This is a genomic window from Ulvibacterium sp., assembly GCF_028285715.1.
Lineage (GTDB): Bacteria > Bacteroidota > Bacteroidia > Flavobacteriales > Flavobacteriaceae > Ulvibacterium.
Genome location: NZ_JANQOO010000017.1, coordinates 675,523 through 692,020, shown reverse-complemented (window position 1 = coordinate 692,020; position 16,498 = coordinate 675,523). Strand labels below are relative to the sequence as shown.

Sequence of the window (16,498 nt, the reverse complement as noted above, 5' to 3'; positions counted from 1 at the left end):
TTTGAGTAAGGCGTTTTTTATTTGTTTAATTTAGTATAGCATGAAGAATTTGATGAATAGGAAGCGATACCGCTGCAACATGTATACAATGCAATCATGCGGTTAGAACGAACCGTTTTTACCTATCCAAGATATGTCCGGAAATTTATGAGATGCTTTGCCCTTTTATTTCTTTTTTTTGGATTTTCGGGTTCCACATATGCCCAAGAGAATGAAGATACGTTTAGTGGGAGTACCAACTATTTGGAAGATCAATTTTACATGGGTATTACCTATAACTTTCTATTGGATAAGCCTGTTGATGTTACCCAGCGTAACCTTTCTTATGGACTGCAGGCCGGTTTTATTAGGGATATTCCCGTGAATCCGGATAGAACGGTTGCTTTGGGCCTAGGCCTTGGGTATAACCTAAATTCCTATTATTCCAATTTAAGGGCCACGGAATCAGGAGATGATGTGATTTACGATGTTCTAGATGGTGATGCCGATTTTAAAAGGAGCAAAGTGGAGACTCATTTGATAGAAGTACCTTTGGAATTTCGATGGCGTAATTCTACTGCCTCCAGTTATAAATTTTGGAGGGTATATACTGGGTTAAGGTTCGGCTATGTAGTGGGGGGCAGGTCCAAGTTCGTGTCGGATTCTGGAGACTTTTCTTTTTATAATGATGATATTAGGAGATTTCAGTATGGTCTAACTTTTAATTTTGGGTATAATACCTTCAATATTCACCTGTATTACTCCCTTAATAATTTATTCAATGATGATGTTTTTGTTAATGGATCCGAGATTTCAATGAGACCTTTGCGAATCGGTCTCATCTTTTATATTTTATAGACTTTCCTTTCTCTCTTTTTTATAGAATACCATACTATATGGCATGAATATTGTTTCCTATATTTTAGTATTTGGGAGTTCTTATCTTTAGAAACCCAAGTATTTTTCCTCAATAATCTTTATTATTTGCTATATGCTACGGTCTCATATTTTATGAACCAATACTCTACTATTATGTCGAAAAGAGAGGAAATGCCAAAAGTAAATGCGGGATCTATGGCAGATATAGCTTTTCTGCTACTAATTTTTTTCTTAGTCACCACAAGCATCGAAACCGACTCGGGAATAGATAGGATCATGCCCCCGTTAACGGATTCATCCGATGCCAAAATTAAGGAACGAAACATACTTCGAATAGAGGTGAATGATCGGGATGAATTATTCGTTGAAGAGAAATTGGTCCAAATTGAGGACCTAAAGGAAATTGCAGTTGGTTTTCTGGACAATGGGGGAGCTACTCTGGGAACCGAAGATTTTTGCGACTATTGTAGAGGACATCGGGACTTGACTTCTTCCGATAACCCGTCCAAGGCGGTTATTTCACTTACCTGCCAAAGAGAAACCGGTTATGGTGCGTATATCACCATTCAAAATGAGTTGGTTGCGGCTTATAACGAATTGCGGAATAGGGAATCCCAACGCCTCTTTAAGGAGGATTATTCAAAAATGGTGGAGCACTATGAGTCCCCTGGAACCCCATTATTGGCTAAGGAAAGACTCAAGGAAAGAATTCAACGTATCCAAAAGTTATTCCCCCAAAAAATAGCAGAGGTAAAAATAGAGTAAGTGGAAGTTAGCCGTTCCTTTAGTATCCCTAATTACGGTATAAAGTTCATAACCAGAACCTGACCAGCAGCAACTGCGAAATAAGGCCGATACAGAAACCAATAAAAAGCTCTGCTTTGGAATGTGCCTTTAAATAAAGCCGGGAACTAGCCACTAGCCCAATGAATACGGTAAGGAAACTTAGGGCTAGGGTAATGTTAATTTCAAAATGGATACTCAGCGCCGTGAGGAACATAAATAGACTTCCCAGGCCCATGAGATGCAAACTACACTTTACCTTAAAAAGTAATGTAAAAAGTGCTGCAATGGCCGCAATCGTCAATCCCAAGAAATAATAGTGGATTTCCATGACAAAATTATTGGGAAGGACCTCATAGATAATCATCAACAATAGGCCAATATGAATTAAAAGAGGATATCTGCGTTCTTTGATGGAAGGCATAAAAATAGAACGGACCACGCCTATATTCCGGAGTATAAGGTAGGAAACTATAGGAATGATTATGGTTAATATAAAAATGGGTAAAATATTACCACTCTGCACCTCCAGGGGGCTATATTTTGGCGTAATTATAAAGTAAGCAATAGTTCCTGCCAGGGGTATGAACAAAGGATGGGAGATATAGGAAATAGCCCGTAAAAATAACCCCATTATATTTGTTTTCGTAAGCGGGCGACCGAAATGCCCAACTGTTCCCTATACTTCGCTACCGTTCTGCGTGCGATGGGGTAACCTTTTTCCTTTAGAATTTTGGCCAACTTGTCATCCGTAAGGGGTTTCTTCTTTTCCTCATTCTGTATCACGGTCTCCAAAATCTTTTTTATTTCCTTAGTGGAGACATCCTCGCCCTGTTCATTTTTCATGGATTCGGAAAAGTAATCCTTTATCAATTTGGTACCGTAAGGGGTATCCACATATTTGCTGTTGGCCACTCTGGAAACCGTGGATACGTCCATATCAATTTCATCTGCAATATCCTTTAGTATCATAGGGCGCAAGTTCCGTTCATCACCGGTCAAAAAGTATTCCCTTTGGTACTGCATTATGGCATTCATGGTAATGTATAAGGTTTGCTGCCTTTGACGAATGGCATCGATGAACCACTTGGCCGCATCCAATTTTTGTTTGATGAAGAGAACGGTATCCTTTTGGGATTTGGACTTGTTCTTGGAATCCTTATAGCCTTTGAGCATGTTGCTATATTCCCTGGATACATGGAGTTCCGGGGCATTTCTGCCGTTTAAGGTAAGCTCTAGTTCCCCATCCACGATACGAATGGAAAAATCGGGAACTACATGCTCTACGATTCTATTGTTTCCAGAATAAGATCCTCCCGGTTTGGGATTTAACTTTTCAATTTCGGAAATGGCTTCCTTAAGCTCTTCTTCTGAAATACCATGCCTTTGCACCAATTTCTTGTAGTGCTTTTTGGTAAATTGTTCAAACGATTTTTCCAATATGGCAATGGCTAGTTCCACACTCGGATGTGTTTCCCTTCTTTTTAATTGTATTATTAGACATTCTTCCAGTGACCTTGCCGCAACGCCTGGTGGATCTAGTTCCTGTACGATGCCCAAAACTCTTTCAATGGTCTTTTCCTCCGTATATATATTCTGCGTAAAGGCCAAGTCGTCCATAATATCGGAGAGCGGTCTACGGATATATCCGCTTTCATCTACACTGCCGACCAAAAATTCGGCAATGGCCCATTCCTCATCACTTAAATAGACGGTATTAAGTTGATTTAACAAGTATTGATTAAAAGAGGTCCCCGCGGCATAGGGTACACTTTTTTCATCGTCGTCAACGCTATAGTTGCTGGTCTTGGTACGGTAATCCGGAATCTCATCGTCACTTAGGTAATCATCAATATTGATATCATCCGTGTTGATGCTCTCATTGTCCGAATCTCCTTCGTAGATGTCCCCATAGTCATCCTCGGGCGAACTGCTTTCCTCTTTACCACCTTCCAAAGCGGGATTCTCCTCCAGTTCCTGTTTTAAACGCTGCTCAAAGGCCTGGGTAGGCAATTGTATAAGCTTCATCAGCTGAATTTGCTGTGGGGAAAGCTTTTGCGATAATTTAAACTGTAGGTGCTGTTTGAGCATTCCGGTTAAATTCTGCGTACTTTATAAAGTTAAAAAATGAATTCTAAAACTCAGCATTTTGTGGCGTTCTTGGGAAAGGAATAACATCCCTAATATTTCCCATACCAGTGGCAAAGAGCACCAGCCTTTCAAAGCCGAGGCCAAACCCGCTGTGTACCGCGGTACCGAATTTTCGTAAATCCAGATACCACCAGAGTTCTTTTTCGTCTATTTCCAATGCGGCAATCTTTTCCTTCAACACGTCCAAGCGTTCCTCACGCTGAGATCCGCCTACAATTTCCCCTATTCCCGGGAATAGGATATCCATGGCACGTACGGTTTTGCCATCTTCGTTGAGGCGCATATAAAAGGCCTTGATATTCGCCGGATAATCAAATAGGATTACAGGGCACTTAAAATGCTTTTCCACCAAATAACGCTCATGTTCGCTTTGCAGGTCTGCTCCCCATTCGTTGATTAGGTATTGAAACTTCTTCTTTTTGTTCGGTTTACTATTGCGCAAAATATCGATGGCCTCTGTATAGGTGACCCGCTTAAAACCGTTGTCCGCAACAAACCCAAGTTTTTCAATAAGGGTCATCTCGCTTCGTTCGGCCTGTGGTTTACTTTTCTCCTCATCCAATAACCGTTTTTCGAGAAATTGGAGGTCTTCTTTACAGTTTTCCAAGACGTGGCGAATAACGGATTTGATAAAATCCTCCGCCAAGTCCATATTGGCATCCAGGTCATAAAAGGCCATTTCTGGTTCTATCATCCAAAATTCGGCCAAATGCCTGGAAGTGTTGGAGTTTTCCGCCCGAAATGTTGGGCCAAAGGTATACACTTTTCCCAGCCCCATGGCATACGCTTCCGCTTCCAATTGACCGGAAACGGTCAGGTTGGTTTCCTTTCCAAAAAAATCTTCTTTAAAATCTACGCGTCCGTTTTCATCCAAAGGAGGGTTTTTGGCATCCAAGGTGGTTACGCGAAACATTTCTCCGGCTCCTTCGGCGTCAGATCCCGTTACGATAGGGGCATGGAAGTAATAGAAGCCGTTTTCGTTGAAGTATTTATGTATGGCAAATGCCAAAGCGGAACGCACTCGCATAACCGCTGAAAATGTATTGGTACGTATACGCAAATGAGCCTTTTCACGCAGAAATTCCAAAGAATGCTTTTTGGGCTGAATGGGATAGGTTTCCGGGTCGGCACCCCCATGGACAAAAATGTCCTTTACCTGAATTTCCACGTTCTGACCTCTTCCTTGACTTTCAACCAAAGTACCCGTTATTTGTAGGGCCGCTCCTGTGGCGATTTGCTTCAACACATTTTCATTGAACCGTTCAAAATCCACGACACATTGGATATTGTGAAGCGTGGACCCATCGTTGAGGGCAATAAATCGGTTACTTCGAAATGTTTTTACCCAGCCGTCCACTTGGACTTCCTGCAAAGCGGGTGCCGTTACAAGCAGCTCTTTTACACTATATGATTTCATCATATGTTACATGAAAATTTGAAGGGCAAAGATAACTTTTTTGATTAAAAGGAATCGTGGGATATGCGGTATAAAAAAGGTTTGTTAGGGTATTGTTTCTATGGGTTTTCCATATTTACCTCTTCCTTGGGAAGAATATCTATTTGTGGTTTTTTCAACACCTCTTTGTTGGCTATACTCCTTTCCAAAGAGAGTAGAAGGGAGGGCAATAAAATAAGATTGGCCAACATGGCAAAAAGCAAGGTAGCCGAAACCAAGGAACCCAAGGCTACCGTTCCACCAAAGTTGGAGATAACAAAAACCGAAAAACCGAAAAACAAAACAATGGACGTATAGAACATACTTACCCCCGTTTCCCTAAGGGCCGCGTATACTGACTTTTGAATACGCCACTTATTTGCGGTAAGCTCCTGACGATATTTGGCCAGAAAGTGAATGGTGTCATCAACGGAAATACCAAAGGCAATACTAAATACCAAGATGGTGGACGGTTTTATGGGAACCCCCACAAAGCCCATGACCCCGGCGGTAATGACCAATGGGAGCAAATTGGGAATCAGGGATATAATGATCATACGGAATGAACGGAATAAATAGGCCATGAACAGGGCTATCAAAAAAATGGCAAAAGCCAAGGAAAGCACCAGGTTCTTTACCAAAAATTTAGTGCCTTTTAGGAATAAAAGCGCACTACCGGTCATATAGACATTGTAGCGCTCCGAGGGAAAAATCTTTTGGATATGCTCCAATAGCCTATCTTCTATTTCCTCCATCCGATCCGTTTTAACATCTTTCATAAAGGTTGTGATCCGGGCGGTTTGTCCCGTGCTATCGACAAAATTTTTGAGCAGGTCACTATTGCCCGAAGATTTCCGGGCGACATCCATAATGAAATTGTTTTCCTGTGCGGTGGGAAGTTGATAGTATTTGGGAATACCGTTGTAAAAGGCCTGTTTGGAATATTTGACCAAATTGACTACGGAAATCGATTTGGAAAGTTCTGGAATTTCTTCGATGACTTCGCCCAATCGATCTATGCGTTTCAAGGTCGCCGGCTTCAATACGCCCTTCGGCCTTTCGGTATCCACCACGATTTCAACCGGCATAATTCCGTCAAATTCGCACTCAAAAAAACGGATGTCCTGAAAAAACTCGGCCTTTTTGGGCATATCCTCTATAGGACTTCCTGAAATCTCGATTTGGTAGATGCCTATAATGCTTACAACTAAAAGGGCTATGGAAACAATGTATACCGCTATCCTATGGTCTCGGACTATACGCTCCATCCAGTTGACGAAGGCATCGATCCATCTTTTGTTCAGATGTTTTAAATGCTTGGTCTTCGGCAACGACATAAAACTATAAACAATGGGAATGATCAATAGGGATAAAATAAAGATACCGATGATGTTTATGGAAGCGACAACACCAAATTCCTTTAGCAATTTGCTGTCCGTTATAATAAAGGTCGCGAAGCCAGAAGCCGTGGTCATGTTGGTCATTAAGGTGGCATTGCCAATTTTGGAGATGACCCGTTGTAACGAAAGAGCCTGATTGCCATGTTTTTTTACCTCCTGCTGATACTTGTTGATAAGGAAAATACAATTGGGCACTCCGATTACGATAATCAACGGAGGGATTAATGCGGTGAGCACGGTAATTTCGTATTGCAACAAACCTAGAATGCCAAATGCCCACATTACGCCAATAATAACGACGCACATGGAAATGGTGGTTGCCCTGACGCTTCTAAAGAAAAAGAAAAAAATCAGGGAAGTAACGGCAAGTGCCGCAAAGATAAACTTCCCGATTTCATCAATAATATTCTGTGAATTCAGGGTACGGATATAAGGCATCCCGGATACATGTACGTTTAGGCCGGTTTCCTCCTCAAAATCGTCAATAAGATTGGTAAGGTCCTTTAGAATAAAATCTTTTCGTACGGAAGTGTTTACAATATCCTTATCCAGGTTCACTATGGTCCGTATGGTGTTACTTTCCTTATTGTAAATGAGTTTGTCGTAGAAGGGAAGGTTATTGAAGAGATATCCGGTAAGACTATCTATTTTCCTTTTGGTATCCAAGGAATCCTTAATAAAGGGTTCCAAAACAAATTCCTGCTTTTCGGAATTGCGCTTCAGTTCCAGGAGATTGTCCGTGGAAAGGACAAAATCCACTTCGGGAAAAGCCTGTAACTGCTTGCTGAGCCGATTCCATCGGTTAAAATTCTGCGGAGCGTACAAGGCACTGTCCTTAACGGCAAATACGACTGCGTTACCTTCTTCGCCAAACTGCTTCAAAAAGGATTGATATTCCTGGTTAATGGGGTGGTCGTCCGGGAGTAAATTTGCTTGGGAACTGCTAAAGCGCATATGCTCCCATTGCAGTCCTAAAAAGACCGTAAAAGCGGCGATCAAAACCAAAATCAATATCCGGTTACGGAGGATGATACGGGCGGTTCTCGCCCAGAAGCCTTGTGTAAGTTTTGCTACCACAGTAGATTTTTACAGAGCGCAAAGATAGGGAATGGTACTGAAGGTTCCTATTAGGTTTCAAAGTATACCAAGATTGGTATTAGCTGGAAAATTTTAATCTTAAAATATAGACTATTTACTATATTATATGTATATTTGAGAAAATAAATTACAAAATAGGTGGGTATTTATGCTAGCCGTTTTTTAATATCTTGAAAATAAATGACTTGAATCTTGTTTACTCCAACTTTTTAAAACCTAGTATATTCAATTCATAGTAATAAAAGAGAAATTAATCGAAATAACTTGAATTAGTAACCGTTCTAAACTTAAACACATGAAAAAGTTCCCCCCTTTATTGCTTTTCGTAATCATTTTTATGTTTTCGTTAAGCTGTGATGACGTTAATGACTTAGAAGTTTCAAGTGATACGATACTTGAAACACGAATGTATGATAAAGAATATATAAAAGATGCTACTTTAAATGAGCAAATAAATTACCGTATATTTCATTTATCTCAACTAGTTAATGAATTAAATGCGACGGCAATGGATTTTGACCAAATGTTTTCCGGGAATAACGGAAAGGATAAAAGGTTTAACAAATTGTTTTTTAGCGATTTATTGTATTCAAATGCTCTAGACAATAAAGGGAAGGACGTAAATGAGGATACGGAATTTTCACTTAACGCATTTACTGGTCTATCCGAACAAGATTTGTTGCCCTATATTGAAAAGATTAAAAATGGGGATACCTCGGACCCGTTGTTCCTTGTTTCCTCCTACGATATAGAAAACGATAAGGAAAATGTCATCGGACTTAAACTGGACTCCGAAGGTAAGTTGAAGATGGTCAGTTCTCATGTAGAGGAGGAAGACGTTTTTGGGGATTTGAAAGGAAAAGTTACCGATCGTAATGCCGTTTATAAGGTCGATTCCGATGGTTGCGGAAACTATCATAAAAATGCTAGTTGTGGTAGTAGTGGCAGTATAGGTGATGTTACTACAAGTGGATCTGTTGCAATAAGGAAAATACAAATAAGGGATAAAAAGGATTCCTGGCTCTCAAATGCTCAGATTAGGTTTCAAAAAGTTACAGCAGGTGATTTCAATCCATCAAATTACTACACGCATTGTGGTATAAATAATGCCTGGTGTAACTTGGATGGTGAATGGTTGGCCCAGTACAGTAGCAGAGAAGTAAAAAAGGGAAGGGTTGTAAATGTTAACAAACATCTCGGCCGAAAATCTGGTGATTTTGTATTGTATGCACTATATGAGTATGATAACTGGCCGGCACCAAAAAAAACGTTTGAGAGGAATATTAATGGTGCGGATGTTTATGTGGAATATAGGTCTTATCAGACCCCGTATGACCATAATGTTTTTACAACTTACTCTGGAAATAGATATGGTGTTAGGTCAAGGACCTCATATACATTGGACAATAGGTCTATTAAATATAATTTTAATTAGAATTAATGAGAGTAGTACTGCTTTTGCTAATAGCACCTTTATTGGCATGCTCTCAGAGAAAGAACGAAGTTGACTATGGTGGTCAATTTCACCTTAATTTGGGAACAGAATATAGAATTACTCCAATATACAATGTGAATGTTCTTGGTTTAAGCGATTCGGCTTTTTTTACAAATTTGGATAGGCAAAATTCCGGTTTTAGCTTTAAAATTGGACTTGAATTATTTGTCATAAAAAATTTTTCTATTGGTTTAGTGGGTTCGCTCAGGTATGATTTACTAGTAAACGAACCTCCTGATTCCATAGATGATTTCTCCCAAACTGTGGGTGAAAGGAGGTTGATGCTGGGATATCATTTAAATTTGAGTTATTACTTTAAACTTTTTAGAAAGGGAGAGGCCTTTATAGGAGGAGGTATTAGCCTTCTTAACAGAAATAGTGATTATACAACTCAAGAAGTATTTTTTGATGAAGTAGGTAATATTACTAGAACCGAAACGAGAACAGGAAATTACAAGTTTTCCGCCAACAAGCTTTTAATAGGCTATAACATAAAGAGAAGTAAAATTTGCCTGGGCATTTATCTAACAAGAGAATCTCCTTATTTCCAAGAGTCTCCGACATTTATTATTCCTTTTATTGGGTATAACTACAATATTGCCAAATTTTGAAAAACTGAAATCAATCTGATAATCCATGTGGTGAAGTTTCCGGGGACATCAACGGCACAGGGGGTGGCGATGCCCCCTCTGCCCCGGGAGGCGGGGACGGCCCCCAAACGGGTACTTCGCCTGGCACTAGCAATTCCGTGGGCGGCCCAAGGGCCGGGGGTTATGGTTCCGTATCAGGAAGTGCTGTTACTCCGCGACAAGGCTCGGGTTCGGTAGTGGTAGAGGATGGCTGTTTCTGTACAAAACATGCCCCTAAGCAGGAGGGTGATAGCCAAAAGGGTTTTGGACTGGCCAGCAGGGATGACGATTGTCCTAAAGGGGAGTTGCTGATTCCTGTGAACGAGGAGGATGGTCTAGGCCATACGGCATGTCGAAGTTTTGAGTATTCGGAACTGGGAAACACAGGAACTATCGTGGCCGGTGTAAATGGAATATGGGATGTGGTGACGAGGTTGGGAAGATGCCCTGGAATTGGACTTGCTAAATCTTATCAAACGTATTATTTTGGTTTACCCGCTCATCGTTATTCTGCTACTGGTAGCAGAGCAAAAAAAGCATCTTCCATAGCTCTTGAAAAGGCCTTTAAAAGTCTGCAAATTTGGTTTGGAAAACAAAACTGTGGTAAAGCAATGGTCAATGTTCTAGGGCAAAAAATGGATCAGTTTATAAAAGCGGAATTTAAAAAAATTGGAGGCCAAGTGACTAGAACAATCCCTTTGGGATGGGACGGGGAGGAACAGGATTATGAGTCAAATGTTGGGATGTCAGTGCCTGACTGCTAATTTTAACTGAATAGGATATGACTAGAATACTAGTTTTTATATTATTTTTCCCATTAATGGCAAAATCACAACTAGACGAGAAAATTCTATGTAAAGATTTTAAAAGAATCGAGAATTCAGATTTCCGGGAAGTCTTAGAAACGGATGTTGATTCCTTTGAAATCGAATTCGATTTTGATTATTACTACAAACCCAGGAACGAAAAAGTTTATACATTTTTGAATCGGCCAATATCAGGAGCGTCATTTTTGCTTGATAAAAATCGAAAGATAAAGGAGTTTGGGATGTGGTTATATATAGAAGACTCTAAACTTTTTTATCGGGAAATGGTCGAAACCTATGGTGAAGCATCCTCGGCTAGCTTGTCCGAGTATTATTTGAAACAACATGGATTTAAAAAACTTTCTGAATATAATGATTTGGACGAGTCTGACTTCGAATCCCTGCCATTACCTACTCCAGAGAATTATAATAATACAAGGATGGTAAGTTGGTATAAAAAAGAAAGTAAAAATACCGGAAAAGAGGTCTTGATTTCAATTTATAATTATCCTGAGGATGGCTACGATTTTTCATATCCTAGTCGAAAACTTAGAATTAAGATTTCCCATTTAAATATGGAAAATATGCAATGACCCAATAAACCCAAGATACTCTAAAATATTGCTCGAACTAAGTATGGAAATTATGAAGTTGGTGTATCCGATTTTAATAGTATTAACGATTGGTTTAGCCGTTACCGGATTGACATTTAATCCGGAGGAGTCAATGATTATTACGTACTCAGACACTTAATTTGTCGTTTCTTATAGAAGTATTTTTCTGGTTTTGGCTCAATTGTTTTTCGTGTCTTTTTGTGTGATTCTTTGTTTTAGGCGGTTTGGAAGAAAATTTTTCAAATGATATTGGCATTTCAAGAAATGGAGATTGACGAAAATATTTTATCCAGAAGTTTTTCAGAGTACCACAATGTCACTTTTATTAAAATTGACCAGAATACTTCTTATGACTATGGTATAAGTTATCATTACAATTATTTTTATCCTACAGAAAGCCCAATTCCGTTTAGCTTTATGGGGCATACTGTTTCTAGGGCGGCTTTTGCTGTTAAAGAGGAACAAAATTCCATACAGAGTGTGGTTCTATTCCTGGAAGTTTTTGATATAGACTTGTTCTACTCGGAAATGGTTGAAAAATTCGGTCAACCGGGTACGGTAAGCGTTTCAAAAATATATTTAGAACAACACGGTTACAAAATACCTACAGAAATTGAAAATTTTAATGAAAGCTATTACGACTCATTACCTGTTCCAAAATTAAAAGACTATAAAAACTTGAGAAATATAAATTGGTATGAGGTGAATGATGTAAAAAACGATATGGCCAATGATACAAATATTATTGTTAGAAACAACCTTGTAAATCGTGTTATGGATACGGAGACCCATGAAGTTGAAATCACTTTTCTGGAAAGCAAAAAGGATTGGTAAGGGATACCCTTTGTGGCTTGTGTTTATGCGCCGGGAAGTTGGGTCAGAAAAATGAGTATTTTTTGGTGGCGTTTGATGGATAAATTACATCAAGAACAATACATGGTCATAAGGGAAATTTATAATCAAACATTGGAAATTCAACCGAAACTGAATTCTGTAAAGCACCTATAATTAAGGCCCATGACCTATTCTCAATTGGATGAAAAGATAGTATTAGGGAATTTTGAAATCATAAAAAATCTTGATTTCAGAAAAGTCACCTCTGGGGATTATGATAACTGGGATATTGAATATGAAAGTGATTATTTTTATAAACCCAATACTGAACCACCCTTAACCTTTTTGGAGTACCCAGTCTTGGATGCCTCTTTTTATTTGACGGAAAATCAAGACATAAAAAGCTTCGGACTTAGGCTGTATTTGGATGACGCTGATGGATTTTATGGAAAAATGGTGGAGCAATACGGGGAACCGTCGATAGTAAACCAATCAAACTATTATTTTCAAAATCACGGTATTGAATTACCCGTTGCGGAAAGTGAAAAAGCAAAAAAAATAATCGCGTCGATTCCTTTTCCATTAGTTAATGAGTACAAGGACATGCGTAAAGTAAGTTGGTATGATTTACGAAATGATTTTTCCGAAAACGAAATGGTAATACGAATTTATAATTACCCAATAGACCATTTGGGATTTGATAGTCCAAAGCGGATATTGCGTATTCTATTTGAAGAAGTGGAGGAGATGGACGACTAGAGAAGACCAAGTTCTACAATCTGCTAGCTTGCATGAAGCGCTAGGAATACCAGGAAATGGAAGTGCACCTGAAAAACCTAAACCTTCATGATCTCCGCTTCCTTGGCATGGAGAAAGTCGTCAATTTTTTTGGTATAACTATCGGTAAGTTCCTGAATGTCCAATTCGGCGTTCTTTTGTAGATCTTCGGAAACATCGAGACCCTTCACCTCCTTGTTGGCTTCCTGCCTGGCACTACGTACCCCCACCTTGGCGTGCTCGGCCTCCGATTTGGCCTGCTTTACCAATTGCTTCCTGCGCTCCTCGGTCAATGGAGGCACGTTAATGATGATCATTTCACCATTGTTCATAGGATTAAAGCCGAGGTTGGCATTCATAATGGCCGTTTCAATTTCTTGTAGCATGCTCTTTTCCCAAGGTTGTACGGAAATAGTTCGACCGTCCGGTGTGTTGATGTTGGATACTTGGGACAAAGGGGTCTGCGAGCCATAATATTCCACCATGACCGAGGAAAGCATAGCCGGACTGGCCTTTCCCGCCCGGATTTTGATAAACTCTTTTTCCAAATGCGCAATTGCCGCACCCATTCCCTCTTCTGCTGCTTCGAGTATAAACTGTACTTCTTCGTTCATTTTGTGAAATTTTTAATGCTGGAACAAAAATTGAACCAAGTTATAAGTTGACCACAGTCCCGATATTCTCCCCCGAAATAATCCTCATAAGATTGCCTTTTTTATTCATGTCAAAGACTACAATCGGCAACTCGTTCTCTTGACTGAGCGTAAAGGCCGTAGTGTCCATTACCTTTAGTCCTCTTCGTAATACATCGTTGAACGAAATGGTATCGAATTTGGTGGCATTTTTATCTTTTTCGGGATCGGAAGTATAAATCCCGTCCACACGTGTCCCTTTCAATATTACATCGGCCTCGATTTCAATGGCACGCAATACGGCGGCGGAATCCGTGGTGAAATAAGGATTTCCGGTACCTCCCCCAAATATGACCACCCTACCTTTTTCCAAATGGCGCATGGCGCGTCTGCGAATAAAAGGCTCCGCAACCTCATTTATTTTGATTGCGGATTGTAACCGGGTCTGTACCCCTTTTTGTTCTAGGGCACTTTGTAGGGCAAGTCCGTTTATGACCGTCGCCAACATACCCATATGATCGCCTTGTACACGGTCCATTCCCGTTGCTGCCCCTGAAAGCCCACGGAATATATTTCCTCCTCCAATGACCACGGCCACTTCTATGCCTCTCTCCACCACATCCTTTATTTCAACGGCATATTCGGCAAGCCTTTTCGGATCTATTCCATATTGTCTTTCGCCCATTAGTGCTTCACCGCTTAATTTTAATAGTATTCTTTTATACTGCATGCCGAAAAATTGTTTCAAGCAAAAATAATCAAAAAAAGTTAGGCAAAATCCTCACTTTTTTGGCGGTCGCTACCCTAATTATTTCATAATAATAGTGTGTGGCTGCAGTATATTTTATATTCTTGCAACATGTTAAAAACGATGTAGTTAAGTATTGAATAGATTGTAAAAGCACTAATAATGAAAAACACGATTGTAGTATTCTTTTTTGCAATGGCAGTTTATGGTTGCGGCTCCTCTAAAGCATTGATAACCGCAGAAAAAACACCTATGGCCGTAGCAATAGATCTTGTAAATGTTGATGACGATAAGGTGTTGGTATCTATAGATCCCGGGGCGTTCCAGGAGGATATGGTATCCTTTTATATTCCAAAGATAATTCCGGGAACCTATAGCGAAGACAATTACGGCAGATTTGTGGAAGGCCTTAAGGCGTTGGATTATAAGGGAAACGAGCTTAACGTCAGCAAGAGCGATGACAATACTTGGAACATCTCAAATGCAAGCAGTTTGGATAGGATAACCTACTACGTCAACGATACCTATGACACGGAAAACGAGGTCAAGGATGCCGTTTTCTCACCTGCGGGCACCAATATTTTGGGGAATGCAAACTTTGTTCTTAACCTCCACGGCTTTGTAGGTTATTTCAATGGTTTGAAGGAGATACCTTACAAAATCACGATTACAAGGCCGGCCGGTCTAAAGGCTACTACCTCCCTTAAAGAAAAAATTAATGAAAGTTCGGTCCCTAACATAGATGTGTTCACCGCCAACCGTTATTTTGAAGTCATTGATAGCCCTATTCAATATACACAACCAAATACGGAAACTTTTCAAATTAAGGATATTGAGGTCACACTCAGTGTATATTCCCCAAATGGAACCTACACCGCTTCAACCCTTAAAGATCGCATGGAAGAGATGATGACGGCCCAGAAAGCTTTTCTGGGCGATATTGATGGTACAAAGGAATACAACATTTTGCTGTATCTATCCACCATGGATCCTTCAGACGCAACGGGTTTCGGGGCTCTGGAACACCATACCTCCACTGTAGTGGTTTTACCCGAGACCATTTCCCAGGACCGTTTGGAACAGGCCATGGTAGATGTAGTGTCCCATGAGTTTTTTCATATTGTTACACCGCTGAACATACATTCCGAGGAAATTCAATATTTTGATTTTAATAATCCAAAAATGTCAGAGCATTTGTGGATGTATGAAGGTACTACCGAATACTTTGCCAATATCTTTCAAATTCAGCAGGGGTTAATAAATGAGGAGGAGTTTTATAAAAGGATGATGGACAAGGCCAACAATGCCAAAGCCTATGATGATGCAATGTCCTTTACCAAAATGAGCAAAAACATTCTTAAGGAACCCTATAAGAAGAACTACGCCAATGTGTATGAGAAGGGCGCATTGATCAATATGGTATTGGATATTATGTTACGAGAAAAAAGTAATGGGGAAAAAGGGGTATTATGGTTAATGAAGGAGCTCTCAAAGAAATACGGGGGAATGACACCTTTTAAAGATGATGAATTGATTGACGAAATCGTTGCGATGACCTATCCGGAAATGCGTGCATTTTTTGACATCCACGTTATCGGAGATACGCCGATAGATTACGGGAAGTATTTGGCGAAGGTGGGCCTAACGATCAAAACCCTTGAAAAGGAATCAGGGTATTTTCTGAATGGGGAGGTGCCTTTTATAGACGTTAATCAATCCGAGGGTAATTCCATCTTTGTCCGAAGGGGCATAGAATTGAACTCATTCTTCAATGACTTGGGTGCCAAGGGCGGGGATGTTATAAAAAGTATCAACGATACTTCTATCAACCTTGAAGCCATTCGGCCAATAATCGGGCAAAGTTTTCAGTGGAGCCCGGAAACGGAGATCAAGATGATTGTGCAACGCGGGGAGGAGGAAATTACCTTGGAAGGAAAGGTAGGAACTCCCGTATTGCAGGTAGAGACTATTGTACCCATGGAAAATGTGACCCCTGAAAAGAAAGAATTACGGAAAGCATGGTTAAAGGGCTAACCTAAGAAGGATTGTAGTTTAAAGAAGCCACCGAACCGGTGGCTTTTTAGTTTTATGGGTATAGGTGAAGAATCCTTTTTTGCAAAGAGCATCTTTTTATCGCTTAATCAACTTCTTTATTGCTTCGTTTCCTGGGGAAAGCCTTTCCTTAAGCTGCTTTCTTTTGTCCAAAAGAAGTACCTTAAAGAAATTTGAACTTTTTTG

The 16,498-nt window shown here is 40.0% G+C and carries 15 protein-coding genes; 9 read left to right on the top strand and 6 right to left on the bottom strand.

Features of this window, described 5'->3' with window-relative positions; genetic code table 11:
* Positions 1-96: 96 nt before the first annotated feature.
* Together Q0993_RS10030 and Q0993_RS10025 are read left to right on the top strand one after the other, a co-directional pair.
* Complete coding sequence (locus Q0993_RS10030; RefSeq protein WP_299532415.1) at positions 97-837, top strand: porin family protein; 741 nt, start codon at positions 97-99, stop codon at positions 835-837.
* 174 nt (positions 838-1,011) lie between these two features.
* Positions 1,012-1,623 (top strand): biopolymer transporter ExbD, encoded by a 612-nt coding sequence (locus Q0993_RS10025; RefSeq protein ID WP_299532413.1) that lies wholly within the window; start codon positions 1,012-1,014, stop codon positions 1,621-1,623.
* A gap of 46 nt (positions 1,624-1,669) precedes the next feature.
* On the opposite strand, the gene Q0993_RS10020 is transcribed toward Q0993_RS10025, so the two are convergent.
* The 4 genes from Q0993_RS10020 to Q0993_RS10005 all read right to left on the bottom strand — a co-directional run bounded on the left by Q0993_RS10020 (position 1,670) and on the right by Q0993_RS10005 (position 7,704).
* Positions 1,670-2,275 (bottom strand): hypothetical protein, encoded by a 606-nt coding sequence (locus tag Q0993_RS10020; protein ID WP_299532410.1) that lies wholly within the window; start codon positions 2,273-2,275, stop codon positions 1,670-1,672.
* Positions 2,275-3,732, bottom strand: coding sequence for an RNA polymerase factor sigma-54 (gene rpoN, locus Q0993_RS10015; protein WP_299532407.1), 1,458 nt, complete (start codon positions 3,730-3,732; stop codon positions 2,275-2,277). Before rpoN ends, Q0993_RS10020 begins: the two co-directional genes overlap by 1 nt.
* A 43-nt stretch (positions 3,733-3,775) precedes the next feature.
* Positions 3,776-5,209, bottom strand: coding sequence for an asparagine--tRNA ligase (gene asnS / locus Q0993_RS10010; RefSeq protein WP_299532848.1), 1,434 nt, complete (start codon positions 5,207-5,209; stop codon positions 3,776-3,778).
* A gap of 98 nt (positions 5,210-5,307) precedes the next feature.
* Positions 5,308-7,704 (bottom strand): MMPL family transporter, encoded by a 2,397-nt coding sequence (locus Q0993_RS10005; RefSeq protein ID WP_299532404.1) that lies wholly within the window; start codon positions 7,702-7,704, stop codon positions 5,308-5,310.
* Positions 7,705-8,062: 358 nt separating this feature from the next.
* On the opposite strand from Q0993_RS10005, the gene Q0993_RS10000 reads away from it, so the two are divergent.
* The 6 genes from Q0993_RS10000 to Q0993_RS09975 all read left to right on the top strand — a co-directional run bounded on the left by Q0993_RS10000 (position 8,063) and on the right by Q0993_RS09975 (position 12,862).
* Complete coding sequence (locus Q0993_RS10000; protein WP_299532402.1) at positions 8,063-9,160, top strand: hypothetical protein; 1,098 nt, start codon at positions 8,063-8,065, stop codon at positions 9,158-9,160.
* A gap of 5 nt (positions 9,161-9,165) precedes the next feature.
* Positions 9,166-9,831, top strand: coding sequence for a hypothetical protein (locus Q0993_RS09995; protein WP_299532401.1), 666 nt, complete (start codon positions 9,166-9,168; stop codon positions 9,829-9,831).
* A gap of 137 nt (positions 9,832-9,968) precedes the next feature.
* Complete coding sequence (locus Q0993_RS09990; RefSeq protein ID WP_299532399.1) at positions 9,969-10,613, top strand: hypothetical protein; 645 nt, start codon at positions 9,969-9,971, stop codon at positions 10,611-10,613.
* A 17-nt stretch (positions 10,614-10,630) separates the two neighbouring features.
* Positions 10,631-11,248 carry a hypothetical protein gene (locus tag Q0993_RS09985; RefSeq protein ID WP_299532396.1) on the top strand — a complete coding sequence of 206 codons (618 nt, stop codon included), beginning with the start codon at positions 10,631-10,633 and terminating at the stop codon, positions 11,246-11,248.
* A 264-nt stretch (positions 11,249-11,512) separates the two neighbouring features.
* Positions 11,513-12,103: a hypothetical protein gene (locus Q0993_RS09980; protein ID WP_299532394.1), complete on the top strand. Its 591-nt coding sequence runs from the start codon at positions 11,513-11,515 to the stop codon at positions 12,101-12,103.
* Positions 12,104-12,286: 183 nt separating this feature from the next.
* Positions 12,287-12,862 carry a hypothetical protein gene (locus Q0993_RS09975; RefSeq protein WP_299532392.1) on the top strand — a complete coding sequence of 192 codons (576 nt, stop codon included), beginning with the start codon at positions 12,287-12,289 and terminating at the stop codon, positions 12,860-12,862.
* 77 nt (positions 12,863-12,939) lie between these two features.
* Here Q0993_RS09975 and frr read toward each other — a convergent pair whose 3' ends face one another.
* Both frr and pyrH read right to left on the bottom strand, forming a co-directional pair.
* Positions 12,940-13,494, bottom strand: a complete 555-nt coding sequence (gene frr / locus Q0993_RS09970; RefSeq protein ID WP_299532390.1) for a ribosome recycling factor — start codon at positions 13,492-13,494, stop codon at positions 12,940-12,942.
* A 40-nt stretch (positions 13,495-13,534) separates the two neighbouring features.
* Positions 13,535-14,242, bottom strand: coding sequence for a UMP kinase (pyrH, locus tag Q0993_RS09965; protein WP_299532387.1), 708 nt, complete (start codon positions 14,240-14,242; stop codon positions 13,535-13,537).
* Between the two features lie 180 nt (positions 14,243-14,422).
* On the opposite strand from pyrH, the gene Q0993_RS09960 reads away from it, so the two are divergent.
* Positions 14,423-16,294: a peptidase M61 gene (locus Q0993_RS09960; RefSeq protein ID WP_299532384.1), complete on the top strand. Its 1,872-nt coding sequence runs from the start codon at positions 14,423-14,425 to the stop codon at positions 16,292-16,294.
* Positions 16,295-16,498 lie beyond the last annotated feature (204 nt).